Consider the following 15,368-nt stretch of genomic DNA (forward strand, 5'->3'; position numbering starts at 1 on the left):
GCGTACGTGGTACCAAAAGCGCATGAGGTGGCATTTGCGTTAATACGTGATTGGCGCAAATCCCACCATAAGCGGCTGGGTATAGCTTTCGACCAGCTTTCCGCAAATACCTCCATTTTTGAATCCAATGCTGCGCCTCTTTGCCCTCCCGTTGAGCAAATGCCACCATATGCGAAACGGGCTTTGCCGTTTGCGGTGAGACATCCCTTGCTCAAATAGAACCATTTGCGAAAAGCTGTCAGGCCGGCCTACTGTAAGCCCACGTTTTAACCGACCCGTGCCAGCACGCAAGATATGCGCAAGAAGGAAGCATTACGCGGGAACCCCTTCCTGGGGCAGGCGCTACTCGGGTCCGTTGAATTATGCGCAAATGGTTCTTTTGCGCACCCAGATCCTTTGCGTCATGCGCAAAAGGTGCCATAGGTGGTACTTGCGCAAAGAGCGGCATATGCGTGCTTTGCTCAAGCTGCGCTTATGGTGCCATTTGCGCCAATAGTGGGATACGCGTGAAAAGAACCATTTGCGCCTCTCCTCCCGCGTGGCGTCCGGGCAGACAGGAGGAGCGCCGCTAGTCTGGTCTCATCGGCTGCCGGCCCGATGAGTTCCCGTCACACGTGGGGCCTTCTGCCGCACCGTTTTTCTACCAGCAGTGCAACGGAAGGTACCCAAGACATGTCGGCAAAGATCATCGCCGTTTGCAACCAAAAGGGTGGCGTCGGCAAGACGACCCTCGTGACCGGGCTGGCTGAGGTCTTTTCCAGAACGCTCGGTAAGAAGGTCCTAGTCATCGATGCGGACCCGCAGTACAACGTGACCTCCGCCTTGGGCGTGACGGGACCGGAGTTCACCCTTAACGATGTTCTCTACGGCGACGAGTCGAACAACCAGAAGATCATGCCGGGTGTCGCTGGCGACGCCATCATGCCGGCGGGGGAGGCCTGGCAGCCAAAGGATGACAAGAATGAATCTTTCCCGCGACTCGACCTGATCGCGGCCGAACGCAATCTGGCATCCCGCGAACGCGACTCCATGATGGCCCGCGAGCACCGGCTTCGGATCGCACTGAAGGGTGTCGCAGACGAGTACGATATCGTCCTGATCGACTGTGCACCATCGCTGGGGCTCCTGACCGTCAACGCCCTGACGGCAGCCACGCACGCCCTTCTGATAACGGAGCCCCGGGTAGCCTCAGTAGAGGGACTGTCCGAAATCGTTACGACCATCGGCGAGGTACAGGAGAACCTGAACGAGAACATCGAGCTCCTGGGTGTCATCGTCAACAAGCAGAAGAAGCGTGCTGACCAGATGCACTGGATTGAGAAGATCAATGCCAACTTCGGTGACCTCGTCTTCGAACCGATGCTTCAGGACCGCGAAGTGTTCGCCAAGGCGCAGGCGGCCTCGCAGCCGCTGCGGGCATGGGGCTCCGAGGCCGCCCCGCATCGGGCTGACCTGGTCCAGCTGGCCACGCAGATCTGGAAAGGTGCAGAGTCATGAACCGTCCAGGACCCGCCCCGGAACGCGGAGGCACCCCCATCGCCCTGGACGCCGTCCGGAAACGCAGCGGACTGACCAAGGCACGCAACACCAGCGTCATTGCCGACATGACGCGCATGGCAGATGAGCCGGCCGCGGATCCACAGACGGCGACACTGCACTCCATACCGACCTCCACGGCAGACCCCGAGCAGATACCCACCTCCGCAGCACCCGCACTTCCACCGGAGCCGACTGAGGTAGCGCCGGTTCAGCCACAACCTGTCACCTACATGCCGCCGGTCCAGCCGGTGCAGCACCCTCCGCAGCAGGTCCAAGCCGTTCTGCGGCAACCGGCTCCCGAGCCGTCGGAGCCGGAAAAGAAGAAGTACCGGAAGACCAGCTTCTTCCAGTCGAAGGAGTCGGGCGCCCGGATGCGATCCGCGTACATGGCGACCCGTCACCTGACCGGATCCAGAACACTCTCGGACTTCATCCTTGCTGCCGTGGAGCGTGAGGTCGAGGCTTTGGAGCGCCAGTACAACGAAGGGAACTTGTTCACCGCAGACCCGGGCAGTGTTCCTCGAGGCAGGCCCCTGGAGACTTAGGCGCTATCGGTCCTAGCAGTGGAGTGCATCCGCTCGTCATGCCGCCATTGAGCCTTAGGGTCATATGCTTCTCATGCCCGTGGTTCATATCGAGTAGGCCTCCTCGGCTGCCGTGGCCCGCAGATTAATCTGGGCCATTGGTTGGGGGGAGTAAGTGACTTCCCCCGCTTCGCGCGCAGAGCGGCTGTCAATCAATAGCGCTCCTCTAGCAGAAGGGCCGTGTGGTTGGGGTATACCCCCACCGGACGTCATGCATGCTCGCCACTGGCGACCGATCGGGGGCCTGATGCGGCATTTCCTGACGCCTTGCCGTGAGGATCTAAGAGGTCAGCAGACATTCACCGCCGGTGAGCCAGCCGACATTGCTTACCGTTGGTCTGCGGTCCCGATGGTGGCTTGAAGTGAAATAGTGTTGGGGACGAGGCTCGCGTTGGCTTTGGCGGAGACGACAGCATGAACCACAAACGAAGGACTCCTGTTGGCCCGCAAAATCCATGTCCAGCTGATCGATGACCTTTCCGGCGAGGATGCACAGGAAACCGTCCGATTCTCCCTCGACGGCACCGACTATGAAATCGATCTGTCGGCCGAGAATTCGTCCGAACTGCGCGAGGCGCTGGCGCGGTTCGTCTCCCACGGCCGGCGCATCCGCAGCGCGGCGGCCGGGAGTCGGCGCGGCCGGACCGGATCGACCGGCAGAGAAGAGACTCAGAAGATCCGGGAGTGGGCAATGGCCAACGGGTACAGCCCCAGCTCCCGCGGACGTATCAGCCAGGACATCAAGAACGCCTACGACGACGCCCACTCCTAGGCGATAAGCCCGCCCGGCCGCGGTTCGAAGGCCCGGCGCATCGGCTGTCGATGCGGAAGCGTATATCCGTTAGGAAGCCGGCCAGGTAGTGGCGCGACGTTCGTATGGGTGGACTCGGGGGAGTGCGGGGAAGTCAGTCTCCTGATTAGGCTCGGGTGACCGTGAGGGTGACGTTGGGGCAGGAGTTTGCGTAGCGGACCAGTGCCGCTTTCTCTGTGCTGTCGACCCGCAGGCCCCAGCGGATCTTCACCGCAATCCACTGACCGATGTAGGCGCAGCGGTTCGTCGGCGGCATCCACGCCTCCGGGCCACTGGCCTGCTTTGAGGAGTTGAGCGCGGACGTCTGGGCGCTCAAGGTGCGGCTGTCGCCGAGGTCGTTGTAGAAGGCCACCCGCCGCGCCTGGGACCAGTACTTTGCCCCGGATCCCCAGGCCTCATGGACCGGCACCGTGTGGTCGATCTGCACCGTCGACGCGGAGGTGTGGACGCGGTTGTCCCACGAGGTCACCCAGCGTCCCGTGCTGGCTGTGCAGCCGCGGCTGGTATACGACACGGCAGCCCTGGACTCCTGGACCAGAACTTCCTGGCGCGTGTTCTGGCAATCCCGGTTGGTATCCCGCCAGACGCCGAAATAGCGGTCCCGGTCATAGCCGGCGTTGACCTCGGCCGCGACAATGAGTCCGCGTACGGCGGTCCGCAGCGGAGCCGTGTACACGGATGCCGCCTCGGCCGGAACGGCAAGGCCGGTCACCAGCAGGCCTGCCGCAACCACCGATGCACCGACCGCCCGCCGCAGTGTCAGCAATCGACTGGATTTCAGTGCCGGCAGGCCTGCGGCGCCAACATGACTGGTGCGATGGTCCTTCATGGTTCCCCCGTACTCTATGAAAGTGACGCCTCAGGACGGCGTGAAGCAATAGTCGCACACCCCGCCGACAGCCCGTGGCGCCTGGCACTCTTAGGAGGCAAATCGCCGGGATAGCACGAAGGGGTCCCGGCTATGCGACGTCGGATTTTCTCCGGGAAGGTTTGGCAACAAAGCTGGGGCTGTTGCCGGGCAGTTTCCGTACTCTTGGGGGAGAGCGACGACGATCCGAACCACAGGCAGCTCATAAGCCTCATGGCCGGCGCCGAACCGGCATTCCTCGCCGGCAGCTTCGCCACCGACTTCCAACTCTTGATACTCGGCCGTCAGAGTCTCCGGTCGTGATGCGGAGAGGACGCTTGTCACTTTGCGCCAAGGCAGCCTCTAGCTAGCTCGCAGCCGGGCCTGCAATCTTGCGCAGGAGGCCGGCAAGGTACTGAATGCCCGGGCTTTCGGTCACGGTCCTTCGGTGCACCATCCCCACATGACGAGCCGGCACGGAGGTCCAGCTCAACCACCTTAAACGTGGGGGGCAAACTCTGAGGATAGTCGTCGTGTCAGGCACTGTCATGCATCTTTGACACATCGGTCTCACAAACGATCCATTACTGAGACAGCCTGGTCGCTCGGCCGTGGGCTTCAAAAGTCCCCGCCGCGACATGTTGCTGGTTGTCTCGAAATCCCGTTCAATAACAGGTAGTCGCACAACTGCGAATTGTTCGGGATTAAGAGAATACTGGGGCTGCCATGGCTGTGATCGGGTATGCGAGGGTTTCCACCACGGAACAGAACCTTGATTTGCAGCTCACGGCACTCCAGGCCGCCGGCGCTGCCCGGACCTTTTCCGACAACGGTGTTAGCGGATCCACGGTGGAACGCCCTCAACTCGCCAAAGCCCTGGACCGGCTTGAAGCCGGCGATGTGCTCACCGTGTGGAAGCTGGACCGCTTGGGCCGCAACACCCGGCATGTCCTGGACGTCATCGAGAACATCCGGGAACAGGGAGCAGGTTTCCGGTCCCTGACCGAAGGACTGGACACGACCGGGCCCATGGGCACGGCGATGCTGACGATCATGGCCGCTTTCGCGCAGCTGGAGCGCGACACGATGATCGAACGCACCAGGGCCGGACTTGCCGCGGCGGCGGCCAACAACCGGCACGGCGGAAGGCCCCGCAAAGTCGACGACGCTGCCGCAGCCCGGGCCAAGGAACTCAAAGGCAAGGGCATCAGTGCCTCCGACATCGGCAGGATGCTCGGAGTCTCCCGCGCCACGGTCTACCGATACCTCATATAGGCGCCGCGCAGAGACATCTGGCAATCCGGCACCGACATGGCCAGATAGTGGATCGAAGGGGAGGAGTGCGGCTCCGGTGGGTCAGGCTCAGTGCGGGAGCCAGCAACTACTGCTCAAACTCGCCGGTGGCCTTGGTGACGCATGAGAGACGGGTGGCTCCTAGGGCTGGTAGTACTCCTCCGTCGGAGTGAAGCCCGCACGGTCCACTCTCCGGTGGTAGTGAACTCCGGTGAGCCCGCCCAGCACGGCACCTATCAAGGCTGTGGCGGCCACCGCGATGGCAGCAATGATGCCGCCTATACCCAGCTGCCCCTCGAGCAGTGGAAGGCGAAGCAAACGGTTGAGCGTGGTCAGGACATCGTATTGCCCAGTGATCGCCAGCAGTGCCATCGTCGCGGCTCCGATGACGCCCCATATCCACACCATGAGCCCTTGGCCGACGCCGTTGAAACGCGCCATCCGCCCTGCCACGTAGCCACCCGAAAAATAGGCGAGGAGCTGGAGCGACAGGAGCACGATCATACCGGTCATGCCACCTGATGATTCCTGGCCAGCTCGGGGGAGCGGGTCCGTGCCGGGCAGAAAGCCGGCCCTGCCGCCCGCCTCCACCAAAGCAACCAGCAAAACAGCCATTGCGGTCGAGACCAGCCAGCCGAAGAAGGCCGAGCCGATCTTGATGCCGCCGAACCGCTCCTCTTCCCGGGCAACCACGGTTTCACGGATAGCGGTGGCGGCCGGGTCTCCTGGCAAAATACCGTCGATCGGGCCGCCTGGGTCATCTAAGTACCCGTCGTTCTCGCCTTGGGGGAGAACACCGTCAGTCTCTTCGTAGAAGCGGTCGTCAACGCGGTGGTCAGAAGCGCGGTTTTCCGTTTGATTAAGGGGTTCCGGAGTGCCGTCCCAGTCTGCGTCGAGTCGTCGCGCATCATCAGGACCGCTTGCGCTGCCCATCACGTATCCTGCCTTTCAATGATCTACCGGGCTCACTTCCGCGGTGCCCGGGCCCGGACATTCCTAAAATTATGCGCACTCAGCCCGGTTCACGAGGGGCTTTGGGCCCGACTTTGACCCAGTGCCCAGTGGCTGCCCGTAGAGCGCCTCCCACGCCGACACATCGATCAGTTCCGGCCAAGTTGCGGCCTCGCGCAGTCTGCGCAGACGACTCCGACAACCCACAGGATTTTTTCCTTGCAGAGTTATGGGCGTTCCAGGTTGTCCGAAAGGACAAAGGCTGGGCTGGCCGCGGCGACGTTCGCGGTGGGCGATGTAGTCCCGTGCGGCCATTCCAGTCATTGCCAACCCGGGGCATGGTCCCCGGCCTTGGGCGCCGGGCTTGTGACGTGGTCGGTGCCGGCGCTGCTGTGCTGTCCGCAGCCGTGGCCATCGCACGTTCCCTGCGCAACGCCGCGCCAGCCCACGCCAGGCGGCTCCAGACACGGGAGCGCTCGGAGTCGTCTGTACTAACCGTTGTTTGACCGAAGCTGCGTGCACGAGCCCTCATCTTGTTCGAAGTCGCGTGCCCGTAGGGGTCTGACCGGGAGAGATCCATTATCGGGGTAGTTCTGGCCCATGCGTTCGCTATTGCACGGATTAAGGTGCATGCTGACCAGGAGGACAGCCGTGAAATTGGAGCCTAAGACGTTCCGTAACTGGCGGTTCTCGCGCAGTACCCAGGCCCCCTGGCCACCTAAACACCGGTCCGGGCTCCGTTGGAGCCGTCAAGCAGCCGGCGGTTTCCATCGGTAAATACGGTGCGGTCTCTGGAACAGATATGCGCTCCTGACGGGCGCATCCTCAATAATTGAAAGTCCGGTATTCATCACGGACCCGCCGGAACGATGCAATCCTGCGCCGCGGCCTGCATCGCCTGGTCGACGAAAGATTTTCCCACCTTCAGGCGCTGGCCCGTCCCGCCGCCAAACGGAGCCGCCTCACTTGAGCAGGGACTCAGCGTCCTGCTCGACGGCCCTGTGAGCGGAACCTCGCAGCGGCCCGGTCGACACGGTCCCCATGGCGGCTATCGCGGCGGCTGATGCTGTGACGTCGGACAGGGACGTGTAGCTGCCCAAAGAAGGGAGCGTAAGCCGGAGCGGCGGCTGGGCAAGGGCCCGTAAGGGCATTGGTGATCGTTGAAGCTGCGGATCACCACCGGTCGCTTGATTAAATGGAAATGCGAAGCAGGGGCCGCCAGGGCTCCATCGCTATGGTTCTGGTGTTCTGTCGTTGTGTGTCATACTCTGTAAGTGCCTGTTGCGCTGAGCTTCAGGAAGTAAACCCGAGACCCGGCCGGACGACCGCGGCGCTCGGGTTTTGCGTTTAAGTAATCTGCTTGACGCTTGTCACCACCGGTCGAATAAGCTGTCGCCAGGATCCCCCCTTGGCCCAACACCATGCAATCGCATCTGGAATCACCAGCAACTGTTCCTGGGCTGACTTTGCGTGTTCGTAGCGCATCCGCTCCTTACATCCGGCTTTTCGGGAGAACTCGATTAAGCATTCGCGGTCGCGTTGAACAAGTGATTCATCCTTGTCGATGACCAGCAGTGACTGCCCTGGGTGAGCCGCGACATCGTTGACAAGTTCGCGGAAACACTCGGCTCGGCGTTCGGGTTCGTTGGAGAATCTGCGTCCAGCATCGTACACAATGGCCTCAACCTCCGAACGCACGATCACATCGATGATGGCTTTTCGACGTGAATCCCTCTCGTCCTTCATGTGCAGGCCCCGCTGCCCAGGCAAAATAAGTCCGCGTAGTTCCCGACGCACGTCGGCATGACCGGAGGGAACCAAAACGCCGGCCACAAGCAAATAACCTCGTTGCTTTGTCTCGTCAACAAAGAAGTGGTTCCTAGTCGACACGTCGTGCGTACGCCTTACTCATCCGTGTCTTCCTCAATCTTGCCAGCTGCATCGTCAGCGCTCCTACGGTTGGACGCAACCGTCTGCGCCGGCTTCTTGAGGTCCACGATGAGCATGTTGCCGTCACGATCTGGGACCCACCTCTTCGCTACTGACGTGTCTATGCCGATGAACTTGGTGAACATTGTGCCGGCGATCAACACGATGCCCTTCTTCTGAGGCTTTGCACCGGCAGGCCCCTGCCGACGAGTCGGGTAGGCGTTGGGATCGGTCAACTTTGCGGCCTGAATAGCTATTAGCCGGTTTTCTTCGTCCCAAAGAAACTCGACAGCCTCAGGTTCATCGATCAAGGCAAAGGCAGCTTCGTTCAGCGAAAACATGCCGCGCTTTTGGATGGTAACCGTCGGGACTGTTGGAGCAGGAGCGCTGCCCTTCTCGAAAACTTTGAAACCCATCCGCCGCTGACCTCTTTCCTTTTCGCCGATGCTTCTGTCATCGATCATAGCCCACCGCAGCGATGGGTGCGTTCGACGACACGATGGAGAGTTTTCCTCATTCGATCACCCGCGCGGGAAAGTTAGTGAGGTATGTCGCAGGTTCAGAAAATTGGCGAAGCCTCGTCCTGTATAGCCCAGATCCCTCCTTGGTATAGAACTGCGTTCCCATCAAGCCGATGGGTTCATTTCCCGCGCACGTGGCATCTACTGTGCAGTTGGGGCTCACTACTATCATCGTTCCGGCTGGCTGGTTGGATAATCCCGCTAATCACATGGAGACATCCGATCAGGCATAACATTTTGCGCCGATACGACGGACAGTTTGGCAGCGTGGACGGGCTGGTTTGCCAGGAGGGCTTCTGATTGAAACTTGCCCTCCCGTCTCGTATCCCTTGGGATACGAGACGTCTCACTGGCTCTGTCCCGTAGGGTCCTGATTCCCTGTGAAATTGTCAGTTTCAGAAGTCGTCTGCACGGTTTGTCAGAAGTCCTCTGCACTCGCACCTAGGCAACTCCGCGGCTCCCGCCTGCTGCACTGTGCGCCCTTCCTTTTGCTTCCGGGCCGCGACACGAACACCTCCTTGGATGCAAATCTGGTGTCACACTATTCACTCAGTGTATAGATTGGCGCGTGAACAACTCCCTCACCCTGCTGGGCCTCCTAAGCCGCGAGCCGAGCTACGGCTACGACCTCAAGCACTCTTATGACCGCTACTTCGGAGCGGGAAAGGCCCTGGCCTTTGGGCAGGTGTATTCCACTCTCGCCCGCATGGTCCGCGACGAGCTGATCCGCGCCTTGGGTGAGGAGACCGGCGGTGGTCCGGACCGCAAGAAATACGAGATCACCGTGGCCGGCCAGAACAGGGTGCGCGAGTGGCTATTCACTCCCGACGTTCCCTCGGAGTCCCTGCAAAGCGAGCTCTTTGCCAAGACGGTCGTCGCCTTGTTGCTCGATGACGACGCCGATCGGCTGCTTGATGTGCAGCGCGGGGAACACATGGCTCGGATGCGAGAACTGACCCGGCTGAAGAAGGACGCGGACCTGCTGCGGGTTCTGATGTGCGATCACGGCCTGTTTCACATCGAAGCCGACCTTCGCTGGATCGACCTCACCAGCGCCCGCCTTACCCAACTCAAGAAGGAGCTCCAGAGCGCATGAACGCCAATGACACCGTTGCACCCATCCTCAGTGCCCGCGGCCTGCACCATTCCTTCGGGCAGACCGAAGCATTGCGGGGCATCGACCTCGACGTCCACGCAGGGGAGGTGCTCGCCGTCATGGGCCCGTCCGGATCCGGCAAGTCCACGCTGCTGCACTGCCTGGCCGGTGTTCTTGTCCCCGACGGCGGTTCGGTGACCTACCGTCCCGCAGGACGGGCCCCCGTGGAGACCAGTGCCCTCAAAGAGCCGAAACGTGCCCGGCTGCGGCTGACCGATTTCGGGTTCGTCTTCCAGTTCGGCCAGCTGCTGCCGGAGCTGACGGCGGCGGACAACGTCAGCATCCCGCTGCTCCTCGCCGGGACCCGGCGGCCGGAAGCGCTGCGCCGGTCGAGGGAGCTGCTGGAACGCCTCGGTCTGGAGGGGCTGGGCGCCAAGCTGCCCGGCGAACTGTCCGGAGGACAGGCCCAGCGCGTCGCCGTCGCCCGGGCACTGGTGACGTCCCCCGCCGTGTTGTTCGCCGATGAGCCCACGGGTTCACTGGATTCCCTCGCCTCAGAGAACGTCCTGACCCTGATGCTCGAGCTTGTCCGCGAAGCAGGCACCACCGTGGTGATAATCACCCACGACGCGCGCACCGCCGCGTATGCGGACCGGGAAGTCATCGTGCGCGACGGCGCAGTCGGCGCCAGCTACCGGGTGTCCGCGTGAATCCCGGGTTGCTCAAGCTGGCAGTCGTCGGCAGCCGGTCGGCATACGGCCGGCTCGCCGGAATCGCTGGAGGGGTTGCCGCCGGCGTGTGCCTGTTGCTGTTGCTGTGGGGCGGTGCCAACGGTCTGAGCGCACGTGATGACCGCGGTTCCTGGTTGCGCGAAACCGGGCGTCCGTCCGTGGCCGCCTCCCCAACGGAGGATCCGACCACTTCCGGACCGGGGACACCGGTCCCGCTGACCACAGACACAGTGCTCATGGAGGCCAACCCGGTAGAGGTCTTCCGCGACCAACTGATAAACCGCCGCGACGTGGCGGCCTTCAGCACGACCACGGTCAAGATCCCCGGAATCGTCACCCCTCCGGAACCAGGCCGCTACTATGCATCCCCGGCGCTGCAGCGCCTGATCGCGTCAACACCCCGGGATGAGCTCGGCGACCGTTTCGGAACGTTTGCCGGCACAATTGACGATAATGCCTTGCCCGGACCCGACTCCCTGATCGTCGTAACAGGAGCAACGGAAGCCGAACTCCGCCAGAACGGCCGGGCTGTCCTGGTGTCAGACTTCACAACCAACCCTTATGGTGGCAGCACGGCCGCCTACAACACGGTGCTGTCCATTGGGGCGATTGCGGTGTTCTTCCCAGTTCTGCTGCTGATCAGCATTGTCACCGGCCTGGGTGCTGCCCAGCGCCGGGAACGCTTTGCGACCCTGCGCCTCATCGGGGCATCCCCACAGGTTGTCTCCCGGATCGCGGCCGTCGAAACTGCGGTCCCCAGTCTGATCGGGGCACTGCTGGGCGTCGTGCTGGCTATCGCGCTCCGGCCGGCTGCCGCCCAGATACCGGTCAACGACACCCGGATGTTCACCGCCGATCTGGTCACCGGCTGGGCGGCGGCCGCCGCCATCGTCGCGCTGGTTGTCAGTGCCTCGGCGCTCGTGGCCGCGCACCGCACGGCCCGTGCCGGCATTGGCCCCTTGGGGGTGACGCGGGCGGTGCACGAAAAGACACCCACCAAGTGGCGGATCGTGCCATTGCTGGCCGGACTGGCCGCCATGACCAGCGCCATCGCCATCACCTGCACCCCGCACCTGCGGTCACCATGGCTGGAAATGCCGCTACTCATCGGCGGTTTCGCGCTGATCCTGGTGGGCATCGTGGTCGTGGGCCCCTGGCTGACCCGCCTGGTGAGCGGGATGGGACTGCGTCAGGCTCGGAGCGCGGCGGGAGTCATTGCCGCCAGCCGGATCCAAAGAACCCCGGTGGCAACCTTCCGTTCCGTCTCCGGGCTCGTGATCGCCGTGTTCGTAGTCTCCGTCTTCGCCGGAGCATCCAGCATCATTGAATCAACAGAAGCGCCTCCGGCGCGGCCCGGCCTACTCCAGCCCACCAGCCTCCACGCCACCGTGGGGGCCGGACACACGCCGGCCCAGGTGTCATCGGCCGCCCGCCAGGCCAGGGGACTGCCCGGAATCCGGAGCGCCACCATCGGCTACGGCCCGGCAGCCCTCTCCACTAGGGACGCCAGCCCTGAAATCTACCTTCGCGCTGCAGATGCTCCCGCCCTGGGTTTCCAAGACATTCCAGCAACAGAGATCGTCACGGTTGATACGTCGTTCCTCTACTCCTGGACAACCCAGCCGCGGGCACTGACCCCGGCGCCCGCCGCCAATCTGGACGAAATGGTGCCGGTGGTTATTGTGCTCGGCACCGACGGGACCCCCGAGGCCATCGATCGCGCCCGAACGCTCTTGAACAGTTCAGGCGTCACCGCGCATCCCGCCGCCACGTCCAGGGACACGGGACTGCAATCGTCCACCCGCCTGATTCAGGGCCTGGCCGTGCTTGCCTACCTCGGCATGTTCGTCGCAGTCGCAATCGCCGGCCTGTCCCTGGCCGTCTCCACGGCCGCCGCCATCCTGGACCGGAAGAGAGTTCTTGGCCTGATGCGACTGATGGGAATGCCGGTCTCCGTCCTGCGCCGGATCATCACCCTCGAAGCAGCCGTCCCACTCCTATCCGTGCTGTTGCTCTCGGTCGGCCTCGGATTCCTCGTAGCCTGGCTGATGGTCACAGGCATCAACGACTCCTACCGGATGACCTGGCCGGCGCCCGACTACTTCACAGCCTTGGGCCTCAGCCTGCTCCTGGCCATCGGGGCGGTTACCGCAACATTTAGTCTCATCCGGGGCACTACGGCCATGACGACTACCCGTTTCGAATGAACTCGCAGTTTGCAAGAACACCGTCCGGTAGATACCAGCAACGAGGTCTTCTCGGAAATGAAGGATTCCGGGAAGGGTTCGAATCGAGAATCGCCTTTGTCGTGCCGTTCGCTCCTGCGGGGAGGAGCCAGCAGTGGAAGCATCGCCACCGTTGTCGGCACCGCCAGGCATCGGTTGGGCTCTGTCCAAGGATGCCTGTTTGGAGGAACATGGTGGCATCCGCTGCGACCGCCCGGATCCGCGGCGGGTTTGATCCGAATCTGGTGGATTGGGGTGGCGGGGTGGATAAGGCAGTGGTGGGGCTTGCTGATGCGATTGAAGCGCTGCGCGGGGAATTGATGGCCGCGGCGGCGGCGGGTGAGGGCCAGGTGATGCGGTTTTCCATTGAACCGGTGGAGTTGACGGTGCAGGTTGCCGCGACCAAGGACGCGAACGGCAAAATCGGATGGGCTATCTTTGAGGCCGGCGGCGGGTATGAAAATGTTACGACGCAGACGCTGACCCTGCGCCTGGCACCGCTGTGGCAGCGAGAGGACGGGACCTTGACCTCGGACTTCGCCATCTCTTCCCCGGTGTTCCCCGAGGAGGTCATCGGCCCGCGCCGCGGCAGGTCCCGCCCGGAGCCTGACGGAGGATGACCATGTCCGGCCCCGGATCGACGGGTGTGGAGCTGGACCGTGTGGTCGCGGTGAGGGCCACCTGGGCCGACGGGCGCACCGAAGGCGGCTCAGGGTATCTGGTGACCGGCCGGCTGGTACTGACCGCCGGGCACTGCGTCCGTGACAAGAACTCGGGGAAACTCGCGGCACGGATCAAGCTGGTGCGGGCCGGCGACGGGGCGAGTGCCTCCGGCGGCGCGGTCACGGTGTGCCCGGAACTGGACGTGGCGGTCATCGCGCTGGGCGATGATGCGCCTTGGGAGGCGGAACTGTCCGGTGTGGTTTTCGCCCGTGTGGACCGGAGCCGGGCCGGGATGCTGGAGGACTGCCAGGGGATCGGCTTCCCGTCGTTCCAGCGCGATGCCGTCGGCCGGGCAACCTCCGAAGTACACGGAACGCTCTACCAGACCGACGGAGCGGAGTCGGGCCAGCTGCTGATCCGCGATCCGATCATCACCCCGGGGCCCCTATCTGCCCAAAGTACCCCCAAAATACCGCAACCCACAGGTAGTCCTCCGTCACCGTGGGGCGGATTCTCCGGCACCACGCTTTTCCATCACAGCCTGGCCCTCGGGGTCGTCATCGAACACCACCCCGCCCAGGGCGGCTCGGCCCTGCGCGCCACCGCCTTCGACACCATCGCCCACACCGCGGCCAACGACCCGGAGGCCCGCAAGATCGCGGACGCACTCGGGCTCCCCGGGCAGAACAATCTTGCCTGGGCGGCCGCAGAACCCGTCGAGCCCCTCGTGGGGTTGGTGGAGCGGCTCGCCGGCGGGGACCTGCCCCTGGTCCAGGACCTGAACCCCTACCTGGCAGGTGCCACCGAATCCAGATACGGAACCAAGGAAAACGCCGGGACCGAAGACCCTTACGTGGCCCGCACCCACCATGACGTGGACGCCCGGCTGCAGACCGCACTGGTGCCGGGGCGGATGGTGCTGCTGGTCGGTCCCTCCAAGGCCGGCAAGACCCGGACCGGCTTCGAAGCCGTCAGAACCACCTGGCCCCGGGCCCGCCTGCTGATACCGGCCCCCAAATCCCTGGCCACCCTCGCCAAGCACCCTCGCCTGCAGTCCAGCAGCGACGCGGTGGTGGTGTGGCTCAATGACCTGCAAAGGTACCTGACGGGAATTACGGATCCGTTGACCCCGGCCCTGCTCACCGCCCTGCTGTCCCGGCCCGGGAACACCGTGGTGGTGGCCACGCTGCGGACCGAGGAACGGGTACGCTTGCGCAGCCACGACGACGAGCTCACGCGCGAGGCACGCCGGGTACTGGAGGAAGCCACCGAGGTCGAGCTCGGCCCAACGAGTGATAACCCGGCCGAACAGGCGGCAGCACAGCAGACCTATCCCGGGCAGGACCTGACCACATACGGGCTGGCCGAACAACTCGCCGGCGCCCCGTACCTGCTCAAACAATACCGCGACGCCCGCCGCGCAGACCCGCTGCTCCACGCGCTCGTCCAGACAGCCATCGACTGGACCCGCGTCGGCATGCCCGTCCCGATACCCGAAACAGACCTGGTTGATCTCGGCGTGGCTGCGCTGTTATCGACCCGGCCCGATATGGATCCCACCCCCGAGGACATAAGTGCGAAAATCGTGGTAGCCAGGACTCCGCCGGAAGACGCGGGCCGGGTCGCCTCCCTCGACACAGTCCGGTTACCGGACCGGACACGCACATACCGTCCCTTCTCCTACCTCGTCGCCGCGGACGACGGCCAAACCGGCGAACCCCGCCCGATTCCGGACAACCTTTGGGACGAAGCACTCAAACGCGCAGACATCGATGCGGCATTCTCGGTGAGCGCCGCCGCCTATGAACGCGACAATATGGCTGCTGCAGTCCGCGCCTCTCAACAGGCTGCCGCCGCCGGGCACACCGGCGCCGCCTTCAACCTCGGGGTCCTGCTCGCGGACCGGCTCGACCCCCCAGACCTAAGCGAAGCGCGCCGCTGGTACGAACAGGCCGCCGCCGCCGGGCACACCGGCGCCGCCTTCAACCTCGGGCTCCTGCTCGCGGACAGGCTCGACCCGCCGGACCTGGAGCAAGCGCGCCGCTGGTACGGACAGGCCGCCGCCGCAGGCTACACCGACGCCATGAACAACCTCGGGTTCCTGCTCTCGGACCAGACGGACCCGCCGGACCTAAACGAAGCGCGCCGCTGGTACGAACAAGCCGCCGCCGCAGGCCA

The 15,368-nt window shown here is 63.5% G+C and carries 13 protein-coding genes; 9 read left to right on the top strand and 4 right to left on the bottom strand.

Annotation, left to right across the window (positions count from 1 at the left end; genetic code table 11):
* The first annotated feature begins 672 nt into the window (after positions 1 to 672).
* The 3 genes from BM372_RS17480 to BM372_RS17490 all read left to right on the top strand — a co-directional run bounded on the left by BM372_RS17480 (position 673) and on the right by BM372_RS17490 (position 2,895).
* The gene (locus BM372_RS17480) at positions 673 to 1,497 is read left to right on the top strand and encodes a ParA family protein (protein WP_090956726.1); all 825 of its coding nucleotides are present in this window, start codon (positions 673 to 675) and stop codon (positions 1,495 to 1,497) included.
* On the top strand, positions 1,494 to 2,084 hold the full coding sequence (locus BM372_RS21125) for a ParB family protein (RefSeq protein WP_256214378.1): 591 nt from the start codon (positions 1,494 to 1,496) through the stop codon (positions 2,082 to 2,084). The genes BM372_RS17480 and BM372_RS21125 overlap by 4 nt, the downstream gene beginning before the upstream one ends.
* A 478-nt stretch (positions 2,085 to 2,562) precedes the next feature.
* Positions 2,563 to 2,895, top strand: a complete 333-nt coding sequence (locus BM372_RS17490) for a histone-like nucleoid-structuring protein Lsr2 (RefSeq protein ID WP_090956727.1) — start codon at positions 2,563 to 2,565, stop codon at positions 2,893 to 2,895.
* A gap of 145 nt (positions 2,896 to 3,040) precedes the next feature.
* Here the strand turns inward: BM372_RS17490 and BM372_RS17495 are convergent, their stop codons facing one another.
* Positions 3,041 to 3,763 (bottom strand): HNH endonuclease family protein, encoded by a 723-nt coding sequence (locus BM372_RS17495; RefSeq protein ID WP_256214379.1) that lies wholly within the window; start codon positions 3,761 to 3,763, stop codon positions 3,041 to 3,043.
* A 744-nt stretch (positions 3,764 to 4,507) separates the two neighbouring features.
* On the opposite strand from BM372_RS17495, the gene BM372_RS17505 reads away from it, so the two are divergent.
* Positions 4,508 to 5,056 (top strand): recombinase family protein, encoded by a 549-nt coding sequence (locus BM372_RS17505; RefSeq protein ID WP_090956729.1) that lies wholly within the window; start codon positions 4,508 to 4,510, stop codon positions 5,054 to 5,056.
* Positions 5,057 to 5,215: 159 nt separating this feature from the next.
* Here BM372_RS17505 and BM372_RS17510 read toward each other — a convergent pair whose 3' ends face one another.
* The 3 genes from BM372_RS17510 to BM372_RS17525 all read right to left on the bottom strand — a co-directional run bounded on the left by BM372_RS17510 (position 5,216) and on the right by BM372_RS17525 (position 8,418).
* The gene (locus BM372_RS17510) at positions 5,216 to 6,007 is read right to left on the bottom strand and encodes a hypothetical protein (protein WP_090956730.1); all 792 of its coding nucleotides are present in this window, start codon (positions 6,005 to 6,007) and stop codon (positions 5,216 to 5,218) included.
* A 1,365-nt stretch (positions 6,008 to 7,372) separates the two neighbouring features.
* Positions 7,373 to 7,915: a hypothetical protein gene (locus BM372_RS17520; protein ID WP_090956732.1), complete on the bottom strand. Its 543-nt coding sequence runs from the start codon at positions 7,913 to 7,915 to the stop codon at positions 7,373 to 7,375.
* A gap of 14 nt (positions 7,916 to 7,929) precedes the next feature.
* The gene (locus BM372_RS17525) at positions 7,930 to 8,418 is read right to left on the bottom strand and encodes a hypothetical protein (RefSeq protein WP_256214380.1); all 489 of its coding nucleotides are present in this window, start codon (positions 8,416 to 8,418) and stop codon (positions 7,930 to 7,932) included.
* Between the two features lie 625 nt (positions 8,419 to 9,043).
* Between BM372_RS17525 and BM372_RS17530 the strand changes: the two genes are divergently transcribed.
* The 5 genes from BM372_RS17530 to BM372_RS17550 form a co-directional block, all read left to right on the top strand.
* Positions 9,044 to 9,571, top strand: a complete 528-nt coding sequence (locus BM372_RS17530) for a PadR family transcriptional regulator (protein ID WP_090956734.1) — start codon at positions 9,044 to 9,046, stop codon at positions 9,569 to 9,571.
* Entirely contained in the window at positions 9,568 to 10,281 is a 714-nt protein-coding gene (locus BM372_RS17535; protein WP_090956735.1) for an ABC transporter ATP-binding protein, read from the top strand. Before BM372_RS17530 ends, BM372_RS17535 begins: the two co-directional genes overlap by 4 nt.
* An 8-nt stretch (positions 10,282 to 10,289) precedes the next feature.
* A complete protein-coding gene (locus BM372_RS17540; protein ID WP_256214381.1) occupies positions 10,290 to 12,509 on the top strand; it encodes an FtsX-like permease family protein in 2,220 nt (739 codons plus the stop codon).
* Positions 12,510 to 12,718: 209 nt separating this feature from the next.
* The gene (locus tag BM372_RS17545) at positions 12,719 to 13,147 is read left to right on the top strand and encodes a trypco2 family protein (protein WP_090956737.1); all 429 of its coding nucleotides are present in this window, start codon (positions 12,719 to 12,721) and stop codon (positions 13,145 to 13,147) included.
* Positions 13,148 to 13,149: 2 nt separating this feature from the next.
* Positions 13,150 to 15,368: tetratricopeptide repeat protein (locus tag BM372_RS17550; protein ID WP_143111498.1), on the top strand; the 2,219-nt coding region annotated here is incomplete at its 3' end.

Source organism: Arthrobacter sp. ov118 (assembly GCF_900116495.1).
GTDB lineage: Bacteria > Actinomycetota > Actinomycetes > Actinomycetales > Micrococcaceae > Arthrobacter.